The sequence below is a fragment of the Streptomyces sp. NPDC093801 genome, assembly GCF_040701585.1.
GTDB lineage: Bacteria > Actinomycetota > Actinomycetes > Streptomycetales > Streptomycetaceae > Streptomyces.
Genome location: NZ_JBFBDP010000012.1, coordinates 204,453 through 230,049 on the forward strand (window position 1 = coordinate 204,453; position 25,597 = coordinate 230,049).

Sequence of the window (25,597 nt, forward strand, 5' to 3'; positions counted from 1 at the left end):
TAGGTGTGTGGACCGTGCCGGGGCGGTGGTCCGCCGGTAGAACGGCGGAGAGAGAAACGTGCGTGGTTCCGGCGAGAAGCCCCCGAGCTGGAAGCGTGGGAATGTCACGCCGATTCCGGAGCGTGCCCGAAACTGCTGGCAGCGATCAAAGCAGTCGGGGAGGCTCCCGGAAGAAAGGTGGTCCCGGATGGGGACACTGAGCACCGAGCCATGGCGGCTTCGGTTGCGTACTTGAGATTAACACTACCGGATCCAACAGACATTCCCCCTCTCAATCACCGGCAATCGCCCTCCGCGGGCGGGCGGCCTGCCCGGCCGCCCGCCTCGGCGGGCCCCACTTCCCAGCACCCGGGGTGCTAGGACACGGGCTGACCGCCCTGGGCGCCCAGCGGAAGGACGCTCGCTCCCGCGGCGTCGAGGGCCAGCCGGTTCGCGGCCCACCCCTCGCCCGCGAGCTGCGCGACCTTGTCGGCCGCGTCGTTGTCGACCAGCGCGAGGACCGTGGGGCCCGCGCCGGAGATGACCGCGGGGATGCCGTCCGCCCGCAGCCGGTTGACGAGTCCCACGCTCTCCGGCATCGCCGGGGAGCGGTACTCCTGGTGCAGCCGGTCCTCGGTGGCGGGCAGCAGGAACTCGGGACGCCTGGTCATGGCCTCCACGAGCAGGCCCGCGCGCCCCGCGTTCACGGCGGCGTCCACGTGCGGGACGGAGCGCGGCAGCAGGCCGCGCGCGGTCTCGGTCAGGACCGGCTTCGACGGCACGAAGACCACCGGAACGATGGAATCGGCGGGGTCCATACGGATCGCCTTCGCACTGCCCCCCTCCATCCAGGCGAGGGTGAAACCGCCGAGCAGGCAGGCCGCGACGTTGTCCGGGTGGCCCTCGATCTCGGTGGCGAGCTCCAGCAGCGCCGTGTCGTCGAGCCTGGCCTCTCCGCCTATGGTCACGGCGCGCGCGGCGACGATGCCGGCGCAGATCGCGGCCGAGGAGGAGCCGAGGCCCCGCCCGTGCGGGATGCGGTTGGCGCAGACGACCTCCAGGCCCCGCGGCTGTCCGCCCAGCAGGTCGAAGGCGGTGCGCATGGAGCGTACGAGGAGGTGGCTCTCGTCGCGCGGGAGGGTGTCGGCACCCTCACCCGCGATGTCGATGTTCAGGCCGGAGTCGGCGACGCGGACGACCACGTCGTCGTAGAGCCCCAGGGCCAGGCCGAGGGCGTCGAAGCCGGGGCCGAGGTTGGCACTGCTGGCGGGCACGCGCACTCGTACGGCGGCGGCGCGGAACGCTGGACCTGCCATCGGTCGATGACACTCCTTGTGACTGTGCGGGATCCGGCGGGCTGTGCGGGATCTTCGCTGCGAAATGTACTGGAGAACGTACGACACCCGAAGGCCCTCGGGGCAGCACCGCGGTCATATGCGCGGTGGCGGATGTAAGTACAGCGTATCGAAGGAAGGTTCTCCCGCGACATAGGGCGCACAGGAGGCGCACGATGCGTGTCGGCGTCTTCCGGTCGATTCCGCTGAATTGCCGTGGACTTCCGGTGTCGTACGGCCCGGGTCGCCGGATTCCGGAAGGTTTCCGGAATCCGGCAATCGGGTCAGGGGCCGCGGGTGCGGCCGGGGGCCCGGACGGGCCCGGGGTCAGACCAGGCCGAGGCGGACGGCGGCGGCCTCGGCGTCCACCGGGACGGTGACGGGCTGCGGCGCACCGGCGACCGCCCAGTCGGGGTCCTTCAGGCCGTTGCCGGTGACGGTGCACACGATCTTCTGGCCGGGGTCTACCAGGCCCAGCTCGGCGGCCTTGAGCAGGCCGGCCACGGAGGCGGCCGAGGCGGGCTCGACGAAGACGCCCTCCTGGGAGGCCAACAGACGGTAGGCGGCCAGGATCTGGCGGTCCGTCACCTCGTCGATGAAACCGCCCGACTCCTCCTTCGCGGCGAGCGCGTGGTCCCAGGAGGCCGGGTTGCCGATGCGGATCGCGGTGGCGATGGTGTGCGGCTCCTTGACGACCTCGCCGCGCACGATGGGCGCCGAGCCGGAGGCCTGGAAACCCCAGACGCGGGGCGTACGGGAGGCCAGGCCGTCGGCCTTGTACTCCTTGAAGCCCTTCCAGTACGCGGTGATGTTGCCGGCGTTGCCGACGGGCAGCACGTGGATGTCGGGGGCGTCGCCGAGCGCGTCGACGATCTCGAACGCGGCCGTCTTCTGGCCCTCGATGCGCACCGGGTTGACGGAATTGACCAGCGCGACCGGGTAGTTGTCGGACAGCGCGCGGGCCAGGTCCAGGCAGTCGTCGAAGTTGCCGTCAACCTGCAGGATCTTGGCGCCGTGCACGAGGGCCTGGCCCATCTTGCCGAGCGCGATCTTGCCGCGCGGCACGAGGACCGCCGACACCATGCCGGCGCGCACCGCGTACGCGGCGGCGGAGGCGGAGGTGTTGCCCGTGGAGGCGCAGATCACGGCCTTGGCGCCGTCCTCCTTGGCCTTGGTGATGGCCATGGTCATGCCGCGGTCCTTGAAGGACCCGGTGGGGTTCGCGCCCTCGACCTTGAGGTGCACCTCGCAGCCGGTGCGCTCGGAGAGCACCTGGGCGGGAACGAGGGGAGTGCCACCCTCCCGGAGCGTGACCACGGGGGTCGTCTCGGTGACCGGCAGGCGGTCCCGGTACTCCTCGATGATGCCGCGCCACTGGTGGGTGCGATTGCTGCTCATGGGTCCTTACTCCCCTTCAACACGCATGATGCTGGCGACACCGCGCACGGTGTCCAGCTTCCGCAGCGCCTCGACGGTCCCGGAGAGGGCGGCGTCGGGTGCGCGGTGGGTGACGACGACGAGGGAGGCCTCACCGTCCTTGCCCTGCTGCCTGACGGTGTCGATCGACACGCCGTGCTCCGCGAAGGTGGTCGCCACCTGGGCGAGGACGCCCGGCTTGTCCGCCACATCGAGGCTGATGTGGTAGCGGGTGACGACGTCCCCCATGGGGCTGACGGGCAGCTGGGTGTACGCCGACTCGCCGGGCCCCGTTGCCTCGGCGAGCTTGTTGCGGCAGACGGCGACGAGGTCGCCGAGGACCGCGGACGCGGTCGGCGAACCGCCCGCGCCGGGCCCGTAGAACATGAGCCGGCCGGCGGCCTCCGCCTCGACGAAGACCGCGTTGTAGGCCTCGCGGACGGAGGCGAGCGGGTGGCTGAGCGGGATCATCGCCGGGTGGACGCGGGCGGTGACGGACTCGCCGTCGGCGGCGCGCTCCAGGATGGCGAGGAGCTTGATGGTGCAGCCCATCCGCTTGGCGGAGGCGAAGTCCGCGGCGCTGACCTCGGTCATGCCCTCGCGGTACACGTCGTCGAGGCGGACGCGGGTGTGGAAGGCGATGCCCGCCAGGATCGCGGCCTTGGCGGCGGCGTCGTAGCCCTCGACGTCGGCGGTCGGGTCGGCCTCGGCGTAGCCGAGGGCGGTGGCCTCGTCGAGCGCCTCCTGGTAGCCGGCGCCGGTGGAGTCCATCTTGTCGAGGATGAAGTTCGTCGTGCCGTTGACGATGCCCATCACCCGGTTGATCTTGTCGCCGGCGAGGGACTCCCGCATCGGGCGGACCAGCGGGATGGCGCCGGCGACGGCCGCCTCGTAGTAGAGGTCCAGCCCGTGCGCCTCGGCCGCGGCGTGCAGCGCGGCGCCGTCCTGGGCGAGCAGCGCCTTGTTGGCGGAGACGACGGAGATGCCGTTCTCGAAGGCGGTGGTGATCAGGGTGCGGGCGGGCTCGATGCCGCCGATGACCTCGATGGCCACGTCGATGTCGCCCCGTTTGAGCAGGGCGGTGGCATCGGTGGTGACCAGCGCGGGGTCGATGCCCTCGCGCACCTTGGAGGGGCGGCGCACGGCGACGCCGGCGAGCTCGACGGGCGCGCCGATCCTGGCCGCCAGATCGTCGGCGTGCGTCGTCATGATGCGCGCCACCTCTGAGCCGACCACTCCACAGCCCAGCAGCGCCACCTTCAGCGGACGCGTACGCATCATTCGACCTACGCCTTTCGATCTTTCTTCGCTCCCGGCGCGCGGGTTACGCGCCAGGTATGAACCAGTCTCACTCAATGGACAGCAGTTTCCATCTTCGGTCCATTGAGTGAGACGTCTATTTTCGGGACCGGACGCCCCGTCCCGAAAATATGGGAATCATCCGAGGTCGAGGGACAGGAGATCTTCCTCCGTCTCGCGCCGGACGATCACCCGTGCGGCCCCGTCGCGCACGGCGACGACGGGCGGGCGGAGCGCGTGGTTGTAGTTGCTGGCCATGGAGCGGCAGTACGCCCCGGTGGCGGGCACGGCGATCAGGTCGCCGGGGGCCAGGTCGGCCGGCAGGAAGGCGTCGCGGACGACGATGTCGCCGCTCTCGCAGTGCTTGCCGACGACGCGGACGAGCATGGGCTCGGCGTCGGAGACGCGGGAGACGAGGGTGACGGCGTATTCGGCGTCGTAGAGGGCCGTCCGGATGTTGTCGGACATGCCGCCGTCGACGGAGACGTACGTGCGCAGGCCTTCCAGCGGCTTGATCGTGCCGACCTCGTAGAGGGTGAAGGCGGTGGGGCCGACGATGGCGCGGCCGGGCTCGACGGAGATCCGGGGGGCCTTGAGCCCCGCGCTCTCGCACTCCCGCGCGACGATCTCGGTGAGCGCCTTGGCGATCTCGTGGGGCTCGCGCGGGTCGTCGGCGGAGGTGTAGGCGATGCCCAGGCCGCCGCCGAGGTCGATCTCGGGGAGCTCGACGCCGTGCTCGTCGCGGACGGCGGCCAGCAGCCGGACGACCCGCTTGGCGGACACCTCGAAGCCGGCCATGTCGAAGATCTGGGAGCCGATGTGGGAGTGGACGCCGAGCAGCTCCAGGCTGTCGTGCCCGAGCGCCCGCCGCACCGCCTCGGCGGCGGAGCCGTCGGCGACGGCGATCCCGAACTTCTGGTCCTCGTGCGCGGTGGCGATGAACTCGTGGGTGTGCGCCTCCACGCCGACGGTGACGCGGATCTGCACGGGCTGGCGCACCCCCAGCTCGGCAGCGATGTGCGCGACCCGCGCGATCTCCTGGAACGAGTCGAGCACGATCCGCCCCACACCGGCGCCGACCGCGCGCCGGATCTCCGCCTCCGACTTGTTGTTGCCGTGGAAGGCGATCCGCTCGGCGGGCATCTCGGCGGCGAGGGCGGTGGCCAGCTCCCCGCCCGAACACACGTCGAGGTTCAGCCCCTCTTCCTTCAGCCACCGCACGACGGCCTTGGACAGGAACGCCTTGCCGGCGTAGAAGACGTCGGCGTCCTTGCCGAAGGCGTGCGCCCAGGCCCGGCAGCGGGCCCGGAAGTCCTCCTCGTCGAGGAAGTAGCCGGGCGTCCCGAACTCCTCCGCGAGCCGGGTCACTTCGATGCCGCCGACGCAGACGACCCCGTCCTCGTTCCGCGTGACGGTCCGCGACCAGACCTTCTCGTCGAGCGCGTTCAGGTCGGCGGGCGGCGGGGCGTAGTGGCCCTCGGGCAGGACGTCGGCGTGGCGGGGCCCGGCGGGGTGCGCGGAACGGCTCATCGGAATCTCTCTTCGGAAGTCACAAGAAGGCTGGGGCGTCCATGCCGAGGAGGGCGAGGCCGCCGGCCAGCACCGCCCCGGCGGCTTCGGCAAGAGCCAGCCGGGCACGGTGGGCGGCCGAGGGTTTCTCGTCCCCGAGGGGCAGGACCTGGTGCTGGAAGTCGAGCAGCGCGTCGGCGACGGCGACGAGGTGCCGGGCGAGCCGTTCGGGCGCCCCGTGGTGCGCGGCGGCCTCGAGGGCGAGGGGGTGGTCGGCGAGGGCGCGCAGGAGGGCGGGCGCGTCGGCGTCGCCGGGCTCGGCGCGGAAGCCGAGGCGGCCGGCCTCGCGGGTCAGGGCGCGGGCGCGCGAGGCGGCGTACCGTACGAGGAAGAACTCGTTCTCCTCGCCCTGGACGAGCAGCGCGTCGGTGAAGGAGGGCGTCTCCTTGGCCGGCACGGCGAGCATGGCCCAGACCGCGGCGCCGGCCCCGTAGCGCGCCCGCACGTCCCCGTCCCGGCGGGCGACGGGAGCGACGGCCGTCCCCGCGTCCTCCCGGGGGAACCCCTGGCCCGCGCGGATCCGCGCGACGGCGGCGCGCACGACGTGCTCGCGATCCCCTCCGACCGCCTCGCTCAGCGCCGGGGCACACCCGTAACGCTCGGGCCTCTCCCTCACGTCCCGCACCAGCTCGGCGGCGGACAGGGGGGCGAGGGTGAAGTTCAGGAACCCGGGCCCGGTGACGTCGACGGTCGCGATCCCGGGCTCCCGGGCGAGCGCCCCGGCGAGCACGAGGGCCCCCTCGGCCCCCCTGCCCATCCTCAGCGCGACGGGGCTGGCGTACTCCCCCACCCCTCCGGGCCGGGTCCGCTCGACGACCACCCGCGCGGGCACGGGCCCGTCCATCTCCCCGGCCTCGACGGCACGGCGCACGGCGTGTACGACGGCACGAGAGAGGTCGGCGGGGATCACGGAGCCCAGCCTAGGGGAGAAGCCCCTCCCCCATGCATCGGGTTTCGCCATGTGGAACAGGCCCCGGACGAGGCGGCCCCCGGCCCCCTCTCCTTACACCCTCACACCCTCGCCCTACGCCCCCCTACCGGCCGGGGCGCCCTTCCGCTCCCGCCGGTCCTTCCGCTCGACGAGCCGCCGCACGACCCGCACCAGCTCGGCGGGTTCGAAGGGCTTGGCGAGGAAGGCGTCCACGCCGGCGGCGATCCCGGCCTCCACCTCGTGCTGCGTACAGGCACTGACGATGGCGACGGGCACGTGCCGCGTCCGCGGGTCGGCCCGCAGCTGCGCGGCGGCCCCGAACCCGTCAAGTCGGGGCATGACCACATCAAGGGTGATCGCGTCGGGACACACGCGGTGGACGACGTCCAGGCACTCGGCACCATCGTTCGCGGTCACGACCTCGAAGCCCTCCAGCTCGAGATTGACCTTGATCAGCTGCCGGATGACCTTGTTGTCGTCGACAACAAGCACCCGGCCCGAGGCGCCTGGCACAACTCGAGAGTAGGTCGCCCTAAGCCCCCGCGTCCGGGTTTTTGCCACTTCCACCCCCTCCGGGCGACCGACCTCCCCCCTCCCGCCCAAAACGGTTCCTGATCACCCCGTGGAAGCTGGTAGTGTTCAACCCGTCGCCGCAAAGCGAACGACACGCCCCCGTAGCTCAGGGGATAGAGCAACGGCCTCCGGAGCCGTGTGCGCAGGTTCGAATCCTGCCGGGGGCACTCCAGCTAGGCAGTGTGTAAGTGTCGCTGACCTGCTGAAGTGCCAAAAGATGAAGCCCCGAACTCAGTCCCACTGAGTCCGGGGCTTTCTCGTTGTCTCTCACTGTTCTCGCGTGAGTGGTGCGTGAGCCGCACGAGCCGGAGCCCAGGGCGGGCGCCCTCAGGACTCGCCGCTCCCCCACCCCATCGCCTCTTCGATCTTCCTGTTGTTGTCCTCCTCGCTGTCGTCGAGGCAGCCGGCGTAGTTGCGGTGGATGACCTCTGGGGAGTTGCCCGCTCGGCGGGCCACCTCGGCCACGGGCAGGCCGGCGCGGAGCCAGTTGGTGATGCACGTCGACCGGAGGTCGTACGGGCGGCGTGCGAGGGGCGAAGCCGCCTTGTCCGGCGGCAGGGCCAGTTCCCTCGCCTCCTGCCAGACGCGCCAGTAGCTGGAGCTGCCGAGGACTCCCCCTCGCTCGTTGGAGAAGAGCCGCCCGTCCGGCGCCGTGCCGAACTCCGCCACGTGTGCGCGCAGGAAGGCCACGAGGACCGGCGGGATCGGCACCGGCCGATCCTTGTCCGCCTCGCGGGACTTCAGGCCGCGCCGGTCGTGGCGTTCTCCTGAATCCGTCCATTTCCGACCCGAGACCGGGCGGGTCTCTTTCAAGGTCAACATTCCCCACCCTGATTCGGGGAGATGGCATTGCGGGAGAGTGAGCCCCACCGCTTCCGCTGGCCTGGTCGCCGAATAGAGCATGCAGGCGAAGAATGCGATGAGCCTGCGCCCCCGGTTCCGGTGGACCGAGCCGACGTATGAGACAGCAGTGAGCAGTTGGCGCCCCTGTAGCTCGTTCACGAGAACGCGTGGATCCACGACTCCACTGCCGGCGGTCGCAGGCCGCTTCACGCCCGCGAGGGGATTCCGCTGGAGGTAGCCCTCCTGGATGGCGTACTCCATGGCCGTGTTGAAGCCGCGGCGACGGCGTTTGTAGGTCTCCGCGGCCGCTGGGGAGTCGTCCAGCTTGAAGGCGAGCCGGTAGTGGACGTCACGAACCACGCGGGTGTCCTGGAGCGCGGACAGTGGGAGGGACTTCTCCGCGAGCCATCGGGCCGCGGCGCGGAGCTCTGGTGGCGGGTCCTGCTCCGCATGGCTCGGGACGACGGCCCACCGGACGGCAAGCCGTACATCTTCAGGTCGCGGAGCCTTGGCGCCCTCCCCCGCCATGGCGATAGCGACGGTGGCGAGGCTGTCCGCCAGTCCTTCCCTGGTCTTGGCCGCCGCGGTACGCCACCGAACGGCCATGTACTCGCGGGAGAACGCCCACCAGTTCAGGTCCCCCTTCTCCGATTTCTTCTCGGCCTGGGCCCTGAGTTCCGAGACGGGAAGTCCAGAGTCCACACCGAATGCCTCGCCGCAGGTCATCGCATGACGCAATTGGGAACGGCGACTGTCCGCGAGAGTGAACGTGGCGAAGCTGGCCGTTTTCACGCGGCCGTCAACTGTCCATCGGAGCTGATAAGGAGCCCTTTTGCTCCTGATCTGCATGATTTTCCAGAGCCGCACATTGGTGGAGAGCTCTTCGGTGAAGAGACCACCCGGGCGCCCACTCCCGTGGGCCCCCGAGTCGTCACCGGAACTGCGGTGGATCACGCGGCATCCTCCCGCGCGGAAAGCCAGCGCTCGTACTCGGAGCGACGGAATCGCAGGTCCCCGTTGGGGAGCTTGATCGGGCGGGGAGCCTTCCCTAGTTGCAGCCATCGGTAGAAGGTCGAGGGTGCGACCCTCAGATCGGCGATGACCTCTTTGACGGTCATCTTGTCGTGCACGGCACGCGCGCTCACTGAGATGCCCCTTCGGTATCGGTCGGACCGGACACCTCGGACAGCTCACGCTTTGACTGTCCGGGTGTTTTCCGCAGGTCAGATCGCTCGGCCGGACAGTCGGACAGCTGGGACACCTCCGGCGTGTGGTGTGTCCGTGCCTCGGTGTCCGGGAAGTAGCGGCCGCCGGCGTCCTTGGTGAGCTGGCCGTCCGCGGCCATGCGGGAGCAGGTGCGGCGGACGGTGTCGGCATCCAGGCCGGGGAGCCCGTCGGCGATCTCTCGCGGTCTGGCCCCGGGCTGAGCCCGGACGTACCGGAGGATCGCCGCCCGCGTGTCTCCGACGGTGTGGTCGGAAGCGGGCCCGTCGAGGAGCTTCCAGGCCCCGGATGCCTCCTGGAACTGGAGCGCGTACTCGGCTTCATTCACGTCGCGGCCGGTGACGTGGAGGATGCCATCGGCTTGGCCGCGGGCCCGCTTGAGTACGAGCGTCGCGTCCGCGGCGCCGGCGATCCCATTGGTCCCGGAGACCTCGGTGAGGAAGTCCTCCGAGGCAGCCTTGCGGACGTGGTGGACCAGGACGACGGCGATGCCGTAATGGTCGGCGAGCCGCTTCGCGTAGCCGACGGCCACGTAATCGGCGTCGTACGCGGACACACCCTGAAGGGCCTGCCCCCGCATCTTGGCGAAGACGTCGACGACGACCATCCGGGCATCCGGATTGCGCTCCAGCCACTGGGCGATGGCCTCGCTGCCGCCCTGGGGGAAGGGCGGGCACTCGGTTACGAGCGTGAGCCCGGCGGGCGCGGCACGCCCGCCCAGGAGCTTGCCCATGCGGGTCTGCAGGCGGCGGGGTGTGTCCTCCAGGGCGAGGTATAGGACCGGTCCGCCCTGTACGGGCACAGTGTCGAAGGCATGGCCGCCGGCGGCGACGGAGAGGCCGAGCCCGAGGGAGAGCCAGGACTTTCCGACCTTGGGCGGTCCGGCGAGGAGGCTGACACCCTCGGCGAGGATGCCGGGCACGGCCCACTTCGGTTCGGGGAACTCCGTCGCCATGAGCTGATCGGCGGTCCACGCGGTCCGCGGCCTCTCGCGCTTCGGCGGGCTCGCCTGATCTGCCCTGGGCGACTCGCTCGGTACGGAGTAGAGGTGCAGCGGCGGGATCGGATTGGCGGTCATGCAGCAGCCCCCACGTTGGCGAAGCCACGGGCGACGGCACGCTCGGCGTAGCGCTCGGGTACGCCCACGGCGACGGCGGCCGCCACGAGCTGCTCCCGTACCGGACCGAGCGCGCACGGTCCCGGGCAGTTGGCGTGCTGGGCTGCCAGGAATCGAGCGACCCCGAACGTCTGACCTCCGGCCCCGGATTCGCGCTTGGCAGCGATCAGGGCGAGCCCTCGGGCCAAGCCCTCGCTGATGAAGGTCTCGTTGTGCCGGCAGCCACCGGCGACGTCCCGGCTGAAGGTTGTCGGGCCGGGGGTAGAAGAGGCCACCCGCCCCCGGGCGGGGGTGGTCTCTTCCCTCGCGAGTAAGGCGCGGACGGCATCGGGCAGACGGACCATGGTGCCGGTGCCGGGCCCGAGCCAGCGGGCGTAGGCCATGGAGGACTTCAGGTCCACCCCGGGGCGCACGGCGTTGTGTGAGGCCATGGCACCGAGGTAGATCCAGTGCTGTCCGCGAGTGCTGGGCACTGCGCGCGTGGAGGGGAGCGCGCTGTGGGCCCAGGCGACCGCCTCAGAGCTGTCCAGGTCCACCACGGTCAGGCCGGCGGCGCCCGGGTGGTAGCCGACCGATCCCGCCTGTCGCCACGCCGAAGCCCACGCCCCGGAGGTGAGGGTCTCGGGGTCGGTGGTGGCGGCGGCCCACCCGTGGCAGGGCCGCACGCACAGGCAGGGGCCGGGCGTCTTCATGACGGGTCGGCCGCCGCACGCGTTCTCGCGGCAAGCGCGGCAGTTGGCCACGGGCCGCTTGTCGCGGCTGAGCGGCAGCACGGGAACCCCACGCGCGGCGAGGTCGAGAGCGACATGCAGGCATCCGACGTAGGCGCTCATGCGGCCACCCGCCAGCTCCACGGCCAGCCGTGGCGCGAGGGCTGGTGCTTGCCCCGGTGCGCAACGGGCTTGAGGTAGGTCATGCTTGGGGTCTCCTGTCTGTCTTCGGATAGGCGGGGAGGGCCGCGGCGGCGGGCGACCTTGCTGGGGAGTCCCGCCTCCGCGGCGTACCTACTTGGTGGGGCCGGAGGGGAGCCCGGCGCGGGTGAGCGCCTCAGGGTCGAAGCCGGGCAACATCGCGCGAGTGGTCATGGCCTCGGCCAGGGCCGTGGCGTACGTGGAGGCCTCGCGAGCCACCTCGATCTGCGTGCGCGCACGCAGGATCTCGACGCGTTCGACGTGGGCGTGCTCCTCACGACGTGCGGCGGTGTGCCGGTCGTGGGCGAGGGATTCGCGGCGGTCGGTGCGCCAGTACCGGTTGGCGAGGCTGTAGGCGACGGTGGTGGCCAGGGCCCACAGCAACAGCGGCAGGGACAGACCGTCCGCGTACCCAGCGACCCCAGCGAGGGCGAGGCCACCGGAGAGTGCGAACCCGGTCCCCGCGAGCGCCGCGTCACCGGCACGGCCCGCGGATGCGAGCCCTCCGGCCACTGCCGCCCCGAGGGCGAGCACGGTCATGAGCGCGGCGTTCCCGGTGCTGTGCTCGGCGCCGTTGGCGTTCCAGATCCTGCCCAGGATCAGGACCGTGCTGGTGACCAGTGCCGGGACAGCCTTGGGGGCGAGTTTGACGGCCCAGTGCTGGTAGGTGATCGGCTCGTACATCGGGGTTCCCCTTCTTAGTTGGCGAGGTCGGTGAGGGCCTGGGCGGTGGACTTCACGACGTTCGTGATGGGCTCGTACGCGCCGGTGCCGGCGGCGAAGAAGCCGAAGAGGAACAGGACGATTGCGGCACCGGCGCCGGCGGCTTTGGTGCGGACGGCGAAGTAGGACCCGGTGCCGAACAGCAGGACGGCGGAGATGGTGAAGATCATTCGAGTACCTCCGTGGGTGGGTCAGCGGGTGCCGGCGTGGTGGATGCGGACGGCGCGGTTGTAGAGCCAGCGGCCGAGTCGGATGCGCTTGCCGTGGCCGTCGCAGCGGCGGCAGTGCTTGCCCCGCTTGAGGCGGCCCTTGCGGTCGGTGGTCATGGCGAAGCCGAAGCCGCGGCACTTGCGGCAGGTCCCGAGCGGCGAGACCGCACACAAGCCTCCATAACCGAGAGTGATGGCGAGTAGGCAGGCGATAGCGAGCAGGGCAGGGGTCATGAAGGGCCCTCCCAGGCTGGTTTCAGGGGTTTTCGCAGGTGGGCTGCTATGCGCTAGCGACCAGATCAGGTGCGGTTTGAGGTGCTAGCGGGGGTGCTACCGGTAGCAGGTTGGCCTGCTACCGGTAGCAGCGGTTCGGAGCTACGCCGCACCGGGATTTTCGCTACGCTCCGCAATCGCCTTCGCGAGGTCGGCGCGGACGATGCCGCGGCGGGTGGTGCGCTGTCCTTCGTCGGTGGTGCCGGCGACGTCGACGGTCTTGATGCCGTGGGGCTTGAGGGCGCTGGTGACGTTCTCGCCCTTCCAACCGCCGTAGACCTCGGGCCGCAGGTCGGCGAGGCGGGCGGCGATCCGCTCGTTCCAGACCCGCTTCTCCGCCGCCGGGACTACGGCGAGGATGTCGGCGAGCAGGTCGTACGAAGGGCCCGTCACTGCCTCGGGAGCCTCGCCGAGGGCGTGGCCGGTGAGGAGTCCCGCCTTGTCGCGGACGGTTCGGGCGCGGGCCGCGATCACTTCGGCGCCGGGAGCGTCGATGTAGGTGGAGGCCACGATCCGGGCGTCGGCACCCTCGCCCATGAAGTAGTGGATGCCCTTGTCGCCCCAGGCGAACATCGTGGCCCGCACTCCGCGCTTGTAGGAGGAGGTGCCCAGGACCATGTCGTTCTCGGTCTGGCCCATGACCTTCAGGCACCAGCGGGCCGAGGCGTTCGCCGAGATGCCGGTGGGCAGGGACTTCGCGTCCGGCCGCTGCGTGGCCAGCAGCAGCACGATCCCCGTGGCCGGTCCGCGCTTGACCAGGTCGGTGGCGATCTCCTCGAACTCCTTGCCGTGCTCGGCGTGCTCGAACAGCACCTGGCACTCGTCCACCCCGACCACGATCGGGTGCAGCCCCAGCGACCGCTTGTCGGCGAGGCCGCTGGTGACCTTGTTCTCCGGGCAGATGTCCCGCGGCAGGGAGCGGATCACCTTCACCCGCCGCCGCAGCTCCTCCCGCAGCGCGCGGAAGTCCGTGAGCGTGTAGGCGATGGACTCGTCGTCGTCGCCCGCGGCGTGGCGGTGGGAGACGGCGTTGCCGACCGGGTCAAGGTCGCCGGTGCCCTTCATGTCGTAGGTGTGCAGCTCCGCCCGCGGGTCCAGCGCGGCGATCAGCAGGAGCAGACGGAGGAGGAAGGTCTTGCCCATGCGGGGGATCGCGCCGATCACACCGGCGATGAACATCAAGGTGACTTCCACCCAGCGACCGCGCTGGTCGGTGCCGTAGGCCACGGGCTTGAAGAGGTCCACCACGCCCGAGGTGAGCAAGGGCCACTTGGGCTTGGTGGCCTTGGTCATGTCCTGGTCGCCCACCCAGAGAACGAGGTGGCCGGTGTGCTCGTCGGGGACGGCCTCGGGCCAGACGCACCCGAGCGGCCGGCGCAGGCCGGAGGCGAGCTTGTCGCGGCGCTCGATCACGTCCGTCACGGTCACGCCGTACGGAAGGTCCCCCTCGGCCCGCCAGCCGGGACCGTCGCGCGTGATGGGAGCGGTGAAGGTGAAGCCGTCCCGGCCCTTCGCCTGCGCCTGACTGATCGGCGCGATGCCCAGGGCGCCGAGGGCGCGCAGGACGATGTCGGAGGTGAGCTTCGGCGCCTTGGTCATCTCCACAGCCCTGTGGACGACCGGTGCGTCGGCCTGTCCGCCGGCCGCGCCGAGGGCGAGCAACAGCGCACCCAGGGAGACGGCCTGGAGCCAGCCGGGAGCCAGCACGTACAGGGCGAGCGCGGCCCCTAACCCGACCAGGCTGGCGAGGGCGGCGACCAGAGTACGGAGGCGTACGCGGCCGTCGCGCTGGCGGGAGAGCTTGAGGTACTCGCCGACGTCCTCGCGCCGGACGGCGGCCAGTCGGACCGGCTCACCCTCGCGGTCGGCCACCCACCGCAGCGTTCCGCCGGCGAACCGGGCGGCCCCGCGCGGCGCTTGGAGCGTGAAGCGCCCGGCGTAGACCGGGGCGCGCAAGGCGTGGTAGCCGGCGAGGTGGGCGTAGTGCCGGGCCACCCAGCTGGCCGCCGTCTTCAGCTCGGCCGTCGACCGCAGCCATGCGGGGACGATCGCCCGCCGCTTGGCCGCGGCAAGTCGGCCGAGGTAGCCGGGCGCAGCGACGTCCGGGCCGTCGACCAACCGTCGGGCCGACGGGTCGCCCGACCCCACCGAGGTCGAGTCGGCGACCGGTCCGGTGGCGGAGTCGGGCGACTCGGCGCGGGCGGTGCGCGCCTTGTCGAGGTCGACCACGTCGGCGCCGAAGTCGGCCGCCATGTCGGCTTCGAGTTGGGAGAAGAGTTCGTTCTCGTCGTCGGGGTGTTTCACTGAGGGTCCTTCTCTCGGGAGGAATTGCGGGACCCGGCCGCTTCTTTGGTCGGTTGAGACCGGTCCCGCTGTGGCGAGTTATGCGGCGCGCGGTTCGTCGGGGTAGGCGCACGTCACGCACGCGCCGAGCGAGGGCGGGATGACGTATCCGGCGTCGGTGCGGCATGTCGGGCAGGTGCGGCGAGCCAGCATCGCCAGGGCGAGGGCGCCCCACTTGCGGGACGTCATCGGCCGGACGGGCTTGGCCCGGTCGACTCGGTAGAGGTAGGCCACCAGCGGCTCTCGTCGGAACCGCGGGCGCAGGAGCTGTGCGGCGACCGGTTGGCCGCCCGGCCGTAGCCCCTCGGCGCGCAGTTGCCGCCGGGTTGCCAGACCCTCCGGGGCGTAGCGCCATGGGTAGGTCGGTATCCCGTACGTCGCCCCGGTCGGGTCGAAACACTCGGAGAGCGTGAGCGCGCCCATCAGGCCGCCGCCGCGGTCGTGTCGGTGCGGGCGCCGCGTCGGCCGGAGCGGCGCCCGGCGACCGTGGCGAACAGCCGCCCCAGGCCAGCGCGCTTGATGCCGGCGCGGGCCTGCTTGGCCGCGTACATCGCCTCATCAGCCCGGCCGAGGAGTTCGGCGAGCCCATCGGCAGGGAAGTCCGCTACCCGTACCCACCCGAGCGAGACCGTCGTACGGACGTCTGCGCGGTGAGGGTCGGCGGGGCGGGCAAGGACGGCGTGGAGGGCGGCGAAGAGGTCTTCGGCGGTGCCGTGCGGGTCGAGGACGACGGCAGCGAACTCATCACCACCCAGGCGGCCGGCGACCCCGGCCGCACCGACGTAGTGGGCCAGCCGGTCCGCGGTCGCCTTCAGCAGCGCGTCACCGGCGGCGTGGCCGTGCCGGTCGTTGATCTGCTTGAAGTCGTCCACGTCCGCCAGGAGCACGACCGCCCGCTCGTCGCGGAGCAGGGTGGAAGCGCGGCGGGTGAAGCCGTCCCGGGTCAGCAGCCCGGTGAGTGGGTCGCGGCGGGCGGTGTGCAGGCGTCGGCGCAGCCAGAGAACGTGTCCGGACCAGCCGGCGGCGACGGGTACGGCTCCCGCCAGGGTGGTGAGCAGGGTGTTCATGCTGCGACCTCCTCGGCCACCTCGGCGGTCGTCTCGTTCTCGGGCAGGGTCAGGGCACCGGCCGCGGCGCGGTCGGTGAGGAGCTGGTCCCGCAGGGCCCGGGAGCTGGCGGCCGAGCAGTGAAGATGCGTCCGGATCGCCTCGGCATTGATCGCACTGTCAGGCCACGCCACCGTGATCTCGCGCGCCTCGGCCAACAGCTCCTCAGCGGTCCGAAGCGGTTTCCTGGCCTTGGCCCGAGAGCGGGCGGGCCGCTTCCGCGGCGCTTGGGGCGCCCTCTGCTCCTCCGGCTCGGGCGACGGCACCGGTGACGCGAGCGGCTCGTGCGCCGCCTCGTCGCTCTCGGGGGCGAGCTCCCCCAGGCGGAGCAGCACGCGTTCGCGGCGCGGGGTCTTCGATCGCCACCGCCACCCGTACTCCTCGCGCAGGTCGGCACGGGCGAGCTGGCGCTCCTTCTCGCGCTCAAGCGCATCGGTGTATGAGGTGATCTCCCACAAAGTCATCCGGCGCCACAGGGAGAAAGTGGAGGGGAAGGCGAGCAGCCAGCGGGAAGCGCGGATCTTGTCCATCCGGCGGCCAGTGACAGCGCCGATGCGGACGGCATAGATGTGGGCGCCGATCTCGGAGAAGACCACCCACAGCAGAGGCATCGTGCCGTGCGCGACCTTGGCCCACAGCCCTTGTCCGGCCGCGATGTTCAGCCCACACGTGATCAGCGTGAGCGCCCACGGCACGAACCGGACCCACACCAACGCCATGTCCATCCGGATCAACAGCAAGTTGGCCACCGTGAACACCGGGATGGCGGTGTCGATGCCGACCGGGAGCATCCACGGCTCACCGAATCCCCACCGCCCGGCTGCGGCCGAGACCGCGTCGAACGAGGAGATCAGCCCCAGTGCCCCGACACCGGCCGCGGCCAGAGCCCCGGTACCGGCAAGGCCCAGCTCCGGACGGGTCAGCGGCGGTACCGCCGACCGTTCCGCCATGGTCAGGGTGGTCATCGCGCACCCCCGGCGGCCGGAGGGTTCGCCAGCCCCGCCAGGCGGGCGGCGTCGTCGCCGATCAGCTCGTCGTGCGCTTCCAGGGCGTGAGCCACCGCGGTGATGCCCGGCCAGAGCAGGGCAACGGACCGGGCGGCGATGGCCTGCACCGCGGCCCAGGACTTCCCGCCGGCCGGGGTGTGGTCACGACCGAGGAGGAAGCCCCACTGAGCGAGAACGTCGATGGCGAGCTCGCGGTCGTGCACTGCCTCTAACGCGGCAGCGCGCTTCGGCGTCCACAGCCCCTGCTCGCGCAGGAAGTGAACCTGTGCGGCCTCGCCGGCGGCGCACTGGGCGGCGAAGCGCCACGGGCGGATGCCGCTCGCGTTCCAGCTCGTCGAGCCGGTCACTAGCCTGCCCTGGTGCGGGTCCTGCCAGGTGAAGAGGGTGACCCGCTCGGCGTGCATCCCGTACGCGATGCCGAGGACGGCGTGTCCGGCCTCGTGGAAAGCCATGGCGGACCGAATCTCGCCCTCGGCCAGGTCCATGCCCTGGGTCGGGCGCTGCTGGCCGGTGTGGTCGAGGAGGTCCTCCGGCTCGGGGGTCAGATGGCTCATGCCGCTGCCCCCTTGCGGGAGCGGGCGCGGCGACGCGCGCCGACCGGCGGCCGGCCGATCGGGATGACGTTGAACAGCTCCGGCGCGTAAGCCTCGATCACCTCGGCGGCGACCCGGCTGACGTCGTCCGGCAGGGTGGGGTTCTCGGCGAGGATGTCGCGGGCCGCGTCGAGCCGGGCCGCACGCTCCTCCTCGCTCTCGCCCTCCACCCCGAGCCACAGCTCAACCGGGGTGCCAAGGGCGAGTTCCACGAAGTCGTTCGCGCTGACGGCCTCTTGGCCGCCGATGAACGTACGCATAGGTGCACTCCACAAATCGGAGGGGCAGGGAGGGCCACGACGGCGGGCGACCTTGCTGGGGAGTCCCGCCGCGCGACGCAGGCAGTGCAGGTCAGGGCACATGAAGCGCCCCGTTCAAGCGTGAGATACATGCTTGAACATGTATCTCACGATGATGCGTCCAGCTACGGCTGTCAAGGCCTTCGCTGTTTCGAGCCGCCCTTCGGCGTGACATCAGATTGCCGCCGAGGCCCGGGACGAAGTGACCACGTCCCTGGACGACTTGGGACGTCCTGGATAGCGTTCGGGGAGTTCAGTACGTCCCTGGACGTCCCTAGGAGCTGGCATGGCGAACGAGCGGTTACGGTCGGCGATGCTCACGCACGGCGTCACGGTCGAAGCCATGGCCGAACATGTCGGCGTGGACCCCAAGACGGTGGAGCGGTGGATCTCCCAGGGGCGCGCCCCATACCGGCGCCACCGCCTCTCGATAGCCGCTCACCTGCGTGAGGACGAGGCGTACCTCTGGCCGAACGGCCTACCTGACGGCCAGCGCAAGGACGCGGCTGACGCCGAGGTCCTCAAGGTCTATCCGCACCGCTCGTACGTCCCGCCGGAACTGTGGTTGCAGCTCTTCGGCCGGGCAGAGCGCGAGATCGGTGTACTCGTCCACGCCGGCGTGTTCCTCGCCGAGAATCCGCGGTGGCCCCAGCTACTCCGACTGAAAGCGGCCTCTGGTGTCCGCGCACGCATCCTGCTGGGCGACCCCGAGAGCCCAGAGATTCAGCGCCGCGGCCAGGAGGAGGAGATCGGGGAAGGCGTGGCCTACAAGGTTCGCGAGGTCATGAAGCTCTACCGCCCGCTCTACTCGGTGCCGGGAGTCGAGTTCCGGATGCACAGGTCCACGCTCCACAACTCCCTGTACCGCTCGGATGACGAGTGGCTGGTCAACACCCAGGTCTACGGCGTCAGCGCGCCGATGGCCCCCGTCCTGCACCTTCGCCGCGTGGCCGGGGCCGAGCTGGTGTCGACGTACCAGCAGAGCTTCGAGAAGGTGTGGGAGGAAGCCGTCCCCTTCGAAAGGCCCTCATGAGCCGCCGTGCCGACTACTTCGACGATCCCGCAGCCCCGAAGGCCAACAGCATCGTGCCGGCAGTTACTGCCTTCGTGGTGAACGACGCTGGTGACGTCCTCCTCGAACAGCGCTCCGACAATGGCCGTTGGGGCATGCCAGGGGGCGTCCAAGAGGTCGGCGAGAACATCGCGGGGACGGTCGTCCGCGAGGTCTTGGAGGAAACTGGCATTCACGTGGAGGTGGTGGGCCTGGTCGGCATCTTCACCGACCCAGGCCACGTCATCGCTTTCGCGGACGGAGAGGTACGCCAGGAGTTCTCACTCTGCTTCCGCGCCCGGCCGGTCGGCGGGGAGATCAGGGTGAGCTCGGAATCGTTCGCGGTGCGATGGGTCCCGCGGGCGGAGCTAGAGTCCCTGGACGTCTCCCCCACCACGCGCCGGCGTTTGGAGGAGGGCTTCCGCGACGCGGCGACCCCGGTGATCAGCTGAGCCGCGCGGCGACGGCCTCAGCCTGTCGCTCCCGCACCCGGGCCACGCGCTCCAGCAGCTCGGGCCGCGCCGCGGACACAGCCCGGAAGACGACGTGGTCCGGTCCGTACCGCTCCAGCACTTCGGCGAGGCGATGGGCCGGGTCCACCAAGTCCCCGATCGGACTGCTGGTCAGGTCGCAGTAGGTGATGGCATCGACCAACTCAGGTTCTGCCGGCCCGAACTCCGCGAGCGCATCGGTCAGCCCGAGTTCGGATGCTTCCCATGGCGAGGACGTGTGGAAGGCGACGATGCTGCACAACCGCGGATCGGCGCCCACCACGTCCCGTAGATACCGAGCGCCGTCGATCATGTGCTGGCCGGTGTCCACCGCCTGCTCGGCATACCCGACGTCATGTGCGATGGCGGCGGCGGCCAACAGCTCGGCGTCGGGACCAAGCGCAGGCGCCAACGCCAGGGCCTGTGCGTAGACCCGCTGAGAGTGAGCCCAACGCCGTGGAAGGGGCTCGGCGAGCAGGCACTCGGCGAGATCGTGGGCCCACTTGGCCAACTGCATGTCCAGCGCCTCCGATGAAGTCAGAGCCAGGAGTTCAGGGGTCGGGCTTCAGGAGGAACGGACGAACCGTCCCACGCCATGCCGAGCCTCGACATGCCCGGCGGTCTCCAGCTCGCGCACTGCACGGCGCACGGTCCCACGGGCAACCGAGTAGGTCTCGGCAAGCGCCGCCTCACTCGGCAGCCGGGCGCCAGCAGGAAGTTCCCCACGCCGAATCTGCCCTAGCAGGTCATTCATGATCCGCTCGTACGGCGGAGCTTCGGCACCACCGGCCACCGCACGCCCGACGCCGGCCACGGCCTTGATGGCCCCCGCCTCTTCAAGGGCCCGCAGCGCCCTACGCACGGTCGTACGCGCCACACCGAACTCCCGCCCGATCTCCGCCTCAGACGGCAGCCCATCGGCGTAGTCACCGGCAGCGATCCGCTCACGCAGCACCTGAGAGATCACCTGATACGTCCCACGCGGGCTGGGGCTCGGCACGCACTCCTCCTTGAACCGGATCGCGCTCCAGCTTCGCACGCCGAGCCTGGTGGGTGGAGTGTCTTAGCTGTCCGTCTGTCCGGTTGAAGCCCTGAACAGCGACAACAGTCCGGACAGCTGGCGCACAGACTGTCCGGACTGTCCGACGAGAACCAGCCACATTTCACATGTCGGCCCTTGCTCCACGCCTAACTCAGTCACAGCAGGGGCCGCGCAAGAGCTACTTTTTGTTGAAAATCTCAGCCAGCCCCTGCAGCACACGCAATGTGTCCGGTGTCAGCCCCTCACCATCAGAGTTAGCATTCTGTCCGACTTGCTGATCATTACGCATCGAGTCGACTGCGGGTTCAACAAATAGGCGATTTGCGGCAGCCGCCTTGATAGATTGCCGCTGCTCAGCGGGCAAATTAACAATGAATGGATCCAGAGCAGCCAAGTCCAATTGGATTGATTTAGCTCTCCGTTCTTCTTGTCTATGCTGCGCAGATTCGCGCGACATGTAGAGGCCCCCGGCCAGGAGCACAAGAGAACCGCCGAAACGTATCACGATTACCTGCCACGGAGTCTTGCCGTCAACGTGACTCACCAGAAGCGTGACAAGAAAGAGGAGGAAGCTGCATGCAAATGCTCCGACCGCACCACGGCGCCAGTTATTCGCGGCCTTCTGCTCTTGACTGGCATACTTCCCATATTCTGTCGCCGTACCAGTCAATCCGACAGCATTGACGAGCTGCACTGTCTGATCACGCAGCATCTCAACTTCGTCTAGCAGCCCTTGCCCCGAATCTCGCTGTTCGCCGAGGACCGATTCAGCTTGAGCTTTCGATCGCTCCGCCGCTGCGACAGTCTCTTCGGAGAGCTTTTCAAGGGCCCTTTGGTGACCCTCTGCGCGAGCCGCTTCAGCTTCGGAGTAGCTGGTTTGATAGGCGTTGATTGCCTGGTCGAGGCGCTGGCTCTGCGTCGCGACGGTAGCGCTCATCGCATCCACCTCTGACCTAAGAGAGGAAACCTCAACTTCGGCCGCCTCAACTTTCTCCTTGGCTGCTTCGAGCAAGCCAGAGAAGTCGGCTTGCAATCCAGCGGATTGACTCTCAATCTCGCGCCGAAGCGACGCCACCTCTTCCCTGAGAACATCAAGCGCCGTCTGCGCGCCAGAGACAAACTCGTTCGCGGCCGCGCGAGTCCCGCGGGCATACCTATCTTTGGAGGGAGGCCATCCGCGAATCGCATCAAACGCCCCATCCAAATACGGGCCTGCCGCGTTAGTCAACGGATTCGAACCGCCACCACTACTCCACCCGAGAACGTTCGACTGAATGTTGACCAGGCTTTGATGAAGGTTCCCCAGAGCTGTACCCGTGACCACAAGAGCAGGCTCATTTGCCATCTCGGATATGTATGAAAGTCCGCTCTTCAGCCGATCAAAATAATCACGCTCGTCGAGCGTCACCCTACTCTCGCTAGAGTTCAGGAGGGTGATCAGGTCGGCAGCAACCGACCACGCCGGATGCTCCTTGTACTGATTTTCCCAGCGTTCGAGCCCCATGCTCTACCCCCACAGCCGTAGCGGGCCAGCACCCGAATCCAAGCGACCCACTAGGCGCTCCACAAGCCCGGTCTCACTGGGGTCGAATTTTAGCCACATCAGCAGGGTTGGGGGAAGGAAAGTGCGCATCAAGGCCGGCCTGCCGGAGAGGCCGAGCAGCACTACAGCGACACCGGTCCGACAGCAAGCATCGGCCTGTAGGGATGAGACTCTCTGGCATGCCGCCTGCTCCTGCTTGAGGAGCGCGTGAGTCATCGCTCACAAGCGCCCTCACTTGGCGTCCTAGCAGGTCAAGTGCCGTCTCGGCACGACACTGGCGTGCCCTCCGGAGCCGTGTGCGCAGGTTCGAATCCTGCCGGGGGCACTTCGCAGGAAGTGCCCAAAGACCCCGCCATCAGCGGCAACGCTGAGACGGGGTCTTCGCGTTTCTGCGGTCATGTGCCGGGCCGGGACGTGGTGTTGGGGCCCGGTGGTGGGGGCCGGGCCGGGGTCAGGCGGTTCGCCAGGTGTGGCGGTGCCGGGCCACCGCGTAGATGCGTGCCACCTGTTGGGCGTCCAGGACTCCGTCGTCGTGGGCGAGGGCCGCGAGGCTGCGGTCGTCGTAGACCCGGACCCCCTGCTGGAGGGAGGCGCGTTCGAGCGCCGCCGGTCGTACGAAGACGAGCAGCGGGGTCACGGTGACCGGGAAGCCGCAGTGGGCGGACAGGGTCCCGGCCGCGCGTTCGGACTCCCGCCGGGCCTTCCGCGGGATCGGGTGCCCCTGGCCGTGGTCGACCTTCACGACGTCGTCGCCGACCCAGATCCGGCGTCCGCGGAAGTTCTTCGTGTTCAGGGTGAACACCCCGCCCGGCCCGATCAGCAGGTGGTCGATGTCGTGCCGGGGAGGCAGCGGGACCGAGTGCAGCACCTGCCATCCGTGGCCGAGGAAGCGCCGCAGCTCCTTGCCGACCTTCCGCTCGCCCTCCAGGCCCTTGCGCCAGCTGTCCCACTCGGAGGGACGCCGGAGCACCGCGTCGAGCAGCCGGCGGGCCGGGCCGGGGCCCTCCGCGTCCAGCTTCTCCTTGAGTGACGCACCGGGCCGGTTGCGGGCCAGGTCGTCCGCGTCCGTCAAGGGCGGCAGGGACGGACGAGGGGGCTCCGCGGTCGTCCCTCGCGGCACGTAGCGCGCCAGCGCCTTCAGGACCTCCGCCCGCGACTCCGGCCGGAGCAGCTCCAGGTGGCCGGTGACCTGGTCGAACCAGGCCACCGGACTGCCGCCGGCGTCGTTGACGTACAGCCGGTCCCGCCCGTGCTTCTTCCACGCCTTGACCGTCAGATCCCCCACGGACCCCCCTCAGCCGCATCCGTCCCCACCGCACATGGCAGCAGGCGGCACGGCCGCGCACAAGACGGCCCCGCGGGGTATCCGGGATTCCGGGCCGCGTCAAGACACGGGGTCGCGGGCCATGACGCCGGGACGGTGCCGGGGCCTACTGGTGGTGGGGACGGGAGGGGCCGGAGGGCCTACCCGATCGTTCGTTCCGAGTGGAGGAGGATTCCCATGGCCCAGCCGTTCTGGACCCGTCGTCTCTTCGTGTTCGCCGCCTCGACCGTCGTGGCCGTGGGGGGTGCCCTGCTGAACGTCGCCGCGCTCGCCGCCGTCCACGGGACCCCGCACCTGACCGCCGCCGGGCAGCAGTGGGAGTGCTTCGCCGCGCCGTGCGATCCGCCGGACGGGCAGGGGGGCGGGGACGGGCCTCCCGTGAACGTTCCCCCCGGGCACCGGTGGCAGTGCGTCACCGCTCCCTGCGGGCCGCCCGCAGGGCCCGGGTCCGGGAAGGGCGGAGGGACGCACGGTGTTCCCCCGCACCACGTGTGGGAGTGCTTCGCCGCGCCCTGCAACCCGCCGGACGACCGTTTCCCTCCCCCGAACCCGGCACCGGTGGGGACGCCGGCCCAGGGGGGCGTCCCGGCCTGAGCCCGCTGCGCGGCCCGTCGGTTCTCCGGCGGGCCGTTTCGGCTAGCCGGCGTCGGGCCACTCCTGCGCGGGGTCCGCCGCGCGCCGTGCGCGGCGGCCGTTCTCGGTGCGCAGGGTCGTCAGCCACGGCCAGAGGTCCGGGAGGGGCTGGGCCGAGCAGGCGAGGCGGTGTTCGACGCGGCAGCGCTGGGTCGGGACCGGTGGGCTGACGCCGTAGACCGTGACCCGGCCGTCGGAGCGGGTGATCCAGCGGTGTTGCGGTGGCACGACGTGGGCCGGAGGAGCCATGTCCGGCTCCAGCAGCACCCAGTCGTGCTCGTCCGTCGCCACCCGGTCCACCGGCAGGCCGCAGTGCGGACAGTGCGGCTGCCCGGCTCGCAGCCGGGGCGGTTCGTCCTGGTAGTCCCCCATACCGTGAGGGTCGACAGTGCGGCGGGTTGTGCAAAGGGCGCGAACCGGCCAGGACGGGTGGGGCGGACGGGTACGGGTGAGGCGGGAGGCGACACATGGGGCGACGTCTGACCCGTGTGGCCCACGGCCTGCGGCCGGTAGGGGCGGGGGACGGTCGCGGACGGGGCTGGAGGGGCCGGCGCGGGGGCAGGTGTTCCGGTGGTCCGTACGAGGGGGTGGGGCAGGGTCTGTGTGTTCGGGGGGTGGTGGGGGGAGCGGGGGTGCGTAGGGTGGATTTGAGGCCGCTTCGCGCCGTTGACCTGGTGCTTTGCGGTGTGATGGCGCATAGAGGATGGGGCGACGGGATGCGTGAGCTGGCGGAGACGGCGCGGCAGTGGGCTGCCGAGGGGCGGGTGGCGTTCCTGGCGCGGCCGGTGACCGAGCAGGGGTTCGGGCCGCGGGATCCCGCCGGGGCCGTGCTCGTGGACGCGCGGGGCGAGTGCGTGGGGGCCCTGTACCGCGGCGTGTTCGACGCCGAGCTCGTCGCCGAGGCGGGGGTCGTGGGGGCCGGCGGCGGTGCGCGGGTGTGCGAGGTGTCGGTCGGGGCCGGTGAGGCCACCGCGGCGAAGCTGACCTGTGGCGGGCAGGCCGAGGTGCTGTTGCAGCCGCTGTCCGCGATCCCCTCCGAGTGGTGGGAGCTGCTCGGGACGGGGGCCGGGGTGGCGCTGGTGACCCGGCTCAGCGAGGGGGCGGACGCCGCCGTGAGCGAGGTCGTACGGGCGGGGGACGTGCCGTCCGACGACGCCGGGCGGCGGGCCGGGGAGCTGCTCGGGACCCGTCGGCCGGGGCGGGACGCGCTGTACGGGGGGTCCGGGCTGGTGCTCGTGGAGGCGTACCCGTCGGCCCCGCACCTGGTGATCGGCGGCGGTGGGGAGCTGGCCGGGGTGATCGGGGCGCAGGCCGCGCTGCTCGGGTGGGAGTCGGTGGTGGTCGAGGACGCCGGCGAGGCGGAGAAGGTGCTCGGCCGGCACCGGGACGCCGCCTGCCTGGTGCTGCTCAGCCACGAGCCGGGCTTCGACGTGCCGACGCTGCGCCACGCCCTGGCCCTCGGGATCCCGTACGTGGGGGCGCTGGGGTCGCGGCGGACCACGGCGCGGCGCCGGGAGGGGCTGGTGGCGGCGGGCGTGGGCGAGGCCGAGCTGGCGCGGGTGCACGGGCCGATCGGGCTCGACCTGGGGGCGAAGACCCCGGCCGAGACGGCCCTGGCGATCTGCGCGGAGATCCTCGGGGTGCTCGGGGGGCGGGACGCCCGGGGGCTGCGGGATTCCGACGGGCCGCTCAGGTAGGAGCGGCCTGCGGCCGGTGGGGGCGCGTTCTCGATTCGTTGGGCCGGGAGCGTGAAAAAGGTCTGAA

28 protein-coding genes and 1 tRNA gene are annotated in these 25,597 nt (G+C 70.6%); 5 read left to right on the forward strand and 24 right to left on the reverse strand.

Features of this window, described 5'->3' with window-relative positions:
• Positions 1-356 precede the first annotated feature (356 nt).
• The 6 genes from thrB to AB0469_RS16410 form a co-directional block, all read right to left on the reverse strand.
• Positions 357-1,295, reverse strand: a complete 939-nt coding sequence (gene thrB, locus AB0469_RS16385) for a homoserine kinase (protein WP_366452046.1) — start codon at positions 1,293-1,295, stop codon at positions 357-359.
• A 345-nt stretch (positions 1,296-1,640) separates the two neighbouring features.
• A complete protein-coding gene (gene thrC / locus AB0469_RS16390) occupies positions 1,641-2,711 on the reverse strand; it encodes a threonine synthase (RefSeq protein ID WP_366452047.1) in 1,071 nt (356 codons plus the stop codon).
• Between the two features lie 6 nt (positions 2,712-2,717).
• Positions 2,718-4,007, reverse strand: coding sequence for a homoserine dehydrogenase (locus tag AB0469_RS16395; RefSeq protein ID WP_042820321.1), 1,290 nt, complete (start codon positions 4,005-4,007; stop codon positions 2,718-2,720).
• Positions 4,008-4,166: 159 nt separating this feature from the next.
• Positions 4,167-5,558 carry a diaminopimelate decarboxylase gene (gene lysA, locus AB0469_RS16400; protein ID WP_366452048.1) on the reverse strand — a complete coding sequence of 464 codons (1,392 nt, stop codon included), beginning with the start codon at positions 5,556-5,558 and terminating at the stop codon, positions 4,167-4,169.
• A 19-nt stretch (positions 5,559-5,577) separates the two neighbouring features.
• Entirely contained in the window at positions 5,578-6,507 is a 930-nt protein-coding gene (gene nrtL / locus AB0469_RS16405) for an ArgS-related anticodon-binding protein NrtL (RefSeq protein ID WP_366452049.1), read from the reverse strand.
• Positions 6,508-6,621: 114 nt separating this feature from the next.
• On the reverse strand, positions 6,622-7,089 hold the full coding sequence (locus tag AB0469_RS16410; RefSeq protein WP_362056445.1) for a response regulator: 468 nt from the start codon (positions 7,087-7,089) through the stop codon (positions 6,622-6,624).
• A 107-nt stretch (positions 7,090-7,196) separates the two neighbouring features.
• Here AB0469_RS16410 and AB0469_RS16415 point away from each other — a divergent pair.
• A tRNA-Arg gene (locus AB0469_RS16415) sits at positions 7,197-7,268 on the forward strand.
• A 160-nt stretch (positions 7,269-7,428) separates the two neighbouring features.
• On the opposite strand, the gene AB0469_RS16420 is transcribed toward AB0469_RS16415, so the two are convergent.
• The 13 genes from AB0469_RS16420 to AB0469_RS16480 all read right to left on the reverse strand — a co-directional run bounded on the left by AB0469_RS16420 (position 7,429) and on the right by AB0469_RS16480 (position 17,710).
• On the reverse strand, positions 7,429-8,898 hold the full coding sequence (locus AB0469_RS16420; RefSeq protein WP_366452050.1) for a site-specific integrase: 1,470 nt from the start codon (positions 8,896-8,898) through the stop codon (positions 7,429-7,431).
• Positions 8,895-9,089 (reverse strand): helix-turn-helix domain-containing protein, encoded by a 195-nt coding sequence (locus AB0469_RS16425; RefSeq protein WP_366452051.1) that lies wholly within the window; start codon positions 9,087-9,089, stop codon positions 8,895-8,897. The genes AB0469_RS16420 and AB0469_RS16425 overlap by 4 nt, the downstream gene beginning before the upstream one ends.
• Positions 9,086-10,246 (reverse strand): AAA family ATPase, encoded by a 1,161-nt coding sequence (locus AB0469_RS16430; protein ID WP_366452052.1) that lies wholly within the window; start codon positions 10,244-10,246, stop codon positions 9,086-9,088. Before AB0469_RS16430 ends, AB0469_RS16425 begins: the two co-directional genes overlap by 4 nt.
• A complete protein-coding gene (locus AB0469_RS16435) occupies positions 10,243-11,118 on the reverse strand; it encodes a bifunctional DNA primase/polymerase (protein ID WP_366452053.1) in 876 nt (291 codons plus the stop codon). Before AB0469_RS16435 ends, AB0469_RS16430 begins: the two co-directional genes overlap by 4 nt.
• Positions 11,119-11,289: 171 nt before the next feature.
• Entirely contained in the window at positions 11,290-11,880 is a 591-nt protein-coding gene (locus tag AB0469_RS16440) for a hypothetical protein (RefSeq protein ID WP_366452054.1), read from the reverse strand.
• A gap of 14 nt (positions 11,881-11,894) precedes the next feature.
• Positions 11,895-12,089: a hypothetical protein gene (locus AB0469_RS16445; RefSeq protein ID WP_366452055.1), complete on the reverse strand. Its 195-nt coding sequence runs from the start codon at positions 12,087-12,089 to the stop codon at positions 11,895-11,897.
• Positions 12,090-12,110: 21 nt separating this feature from the next.
• Positions 12,111-12,362 carry a hypothetical protein gene (locus AB0469_RS16450; protein WP_366452056.1) on the reverse strand — a complete coding sequence of 84 codons (252 nt, stop codon included), beginning with the start codon at positions 12,360-12,362 and terminating at the stop codon, positions 12,111-12,113.
• 141 nt (positions 12,363-12,503) lie between these two features.
• Positions 12,504-14,705, reverse strand: a complete 2,202-nt coding sequence (locus AB0469_RS16455; RefSeq protein ID WP_366452057.1) for a cell division protein FtsK — start codon at positions 14,703-14,705, stop codon at positions 12,504-12,506.
• Positions 14,706-14,783: 78 nt separating this feature from the next.
• Complete coding sequence (locus AB0469_RS16460) at positions 14,784-15,167, reverse strand: RRQRL motif-containing zinc-binding protein (protein WP_266949065.1); 384 nt, start codon at positions 15,165-15,167, stop codon at positions 14,784-14,786.
• Positions 15,167-15,811, reverse strand: coding sequence for a GGDEF domain-containing protein (locus AB0469_RS16465; protein WP_366452058.1), 645 nt, complete (start codon positions 15,809-15,811; stop codon positions 15,167-15,169). Before AB0469_RS16465 ends, AB0469_RS16460 begins: the two co-directional genes overlap by 1 nt.
• Positions 15,808-16,815, reverse strand: coding sequence for a DUF2637 domain-containing protein (locus AB0469_RS16470; RefSeq protein WP_366452059.1), 1,008 nt, complete (start codon positions 16,813-16,815; stop codon positions 15,808-15,810). The genes AB0469_RS16465 and AB0469_RS16470 overlap by 4 nt, the downstream gene beginning before the upstream one ends.
• On the reverse strand, positions 16,812-17,411 hold the full coding sequence (locus AB0469_RS16475; RefSeq protein WP_366452060.1) for a hypothetical protein: 600 nt from the start codon (positions 17,409-17,411) through the stop codon (positions 16,812-16,814). The genes AB0469_RS16470 and AB0469_RS16475 overlap by 4 nt, the downstream gene beginning before the upstream one ends.
• Positions 17,408-17,710, reverse strand: coding sequence for a hypothetical protein (locus tag AB0469_RS16480; protein WP_366452061.1), 303 nt, complete (start codon positions 17,708-17,710; stop codon positions 17,408-17,410). The genes AB0469_RS16475 and AB0469_RS16480 overlap by 4 nt, the downstream gene beginning before the upstream one ends.
• A gap of 325 nt (positions 17,711-18,035) precedes the next feature.
• Here AB0469_RS16480 and AB0469_RS16485 point away from each other — a divergent pair, with 325 nt between their 5' ends.
• Both AB0469_RS16485 and AB0469_RS16490 read left to right on the forward strand, forming a co-directional pair.
• Entirely contained in the window at positions 18,036-18,782 is a 747-nt protein-coding gene (locus AB0469_RS16485; RefSeq protein WP_366452062.1) for a helix-turn-helix transcriptional regulator, read from the forward strand.
• Positions 18,779-19,252: an NUDIX domain-containing protein gene (locus AB0469_RS16490; protein WP_366452063.1), complete on the forward strand. Its 474-nt coding sequence runs from the start codon at positions 18,779-18,781 to the stop codon at positions 19,250-19,252. The genes AB0469_RS16485 and AB0469_RS16490 overlap by 4 nt, the downstream gene beginning before the upstream one ends.
• Here AB0469_RS16490 and AB0469_RS16495 read toward each other — a convergent pair.
• From AB0469_RS16495 to AB0469_RS16510, 4 genes are all read right to left on the reverse strand, one after another.
• Positions 19,245-19,808 (reverse strand): HD domain-containing protein, encoded by a 564-nt coding sequence (locus tag AB0469_RS16495; protein ID WP_366452064.1) that lies wholly within the window; start codon positions 19,806-19,808, stop codon positions 19,245-19,247. The two genes, AB0469_RS16490 and AB0469_RS16495, sit on opposite strands and share 8 nt — an antisense overlap.
• Before the next feature lie 48 nt (positions 19,809-19,856).
• The gene (locus AB0469_RS16500; protein WP_366452066.1) at positions 19,857-20,291 is read right to left on the reverse strand and encodes a GntR family transcriptional regulator; all 435 of its coding nucleotides are present in this window, start codon (positions 20,289-20,291) and stop codon (positions 19,857-19,859) included.
• 220 nt (positions 20,292-20,511) lie between these two features.
• The gene (locus AB0469_RS16505) at positions 20,512-21,837 is read right to left on the reverse strand and encodes a hypothetical protein (protein WP_366452067.1); all 1,326 of its coding nucleotides are present in this window, start codon (positions 21,835-21,837) and stop codon (positions 20,512-20,514) included.
• 490 nt (positions 21,838-22,327) lie between these two features.
• Entirely contained in the window at positions 22,328-23,161 is an 834-nt protein-coding gene (locus tag AB0469_RS16510) for a nuclease-related domain-containing protein (RefSeq protein ID WP_366452068.1), read from the reverse strand.
• Between the two features lie 216 nt (positions 23,162-23,377).
• On the opposite strand from AB0469_RS16510, the gene AB0469_RS16515 reads away from it, so the two are divergent.
• Positions 23,378-23,794 carry a hypothetical protein gene (locus AB0469_RS16515; RefSeq protein WP_366452069.1) on the forward strand — a complete coding sequence of 139 codons (417 nt, stop codon included), beginning with the start codon at positions 23,378-23,380 and terminating at the stop codon, positions 23,792-23,794.
• A gap of 42 nt (positions 23,795-23,836) precedes the next feature.
• On the opposite strand, the gene AB0469_RS16520 is transcribed toward AB0469_RS16515, so the two are convergent.
• Positions 23,837-24,205 carry a DUF6083 domain-containing protein gene (locus tag AB0469_RS16520; RefSeq protein ID WP_366452070.1) on the reverse strand — a complete coding sequence of 123 codons (369 nt, stop codon included), beginning with the start codon at positions 24,203-24,205 and terminating at the stop codon, positions 23,837-23,839.
• A 344-nt stretch (positions 24,206-24,549) separates the two neighbouring features.
• Between AB0469_RS16520 and AB0469_RS16525 the strand changes: the two genes are divergently transcribed.
• A complete protein-coding gene (locus AB0469_RS16525) occupies positions 24,550-25,530 on the forward strand; it encodes an XdhC family protein (RefSeq protein ID WP_366452071.1) in 981 nt (326 codons plus the stop codon).
• Positions 25,531-25,597: the final 67 nt, after the last annotated feature.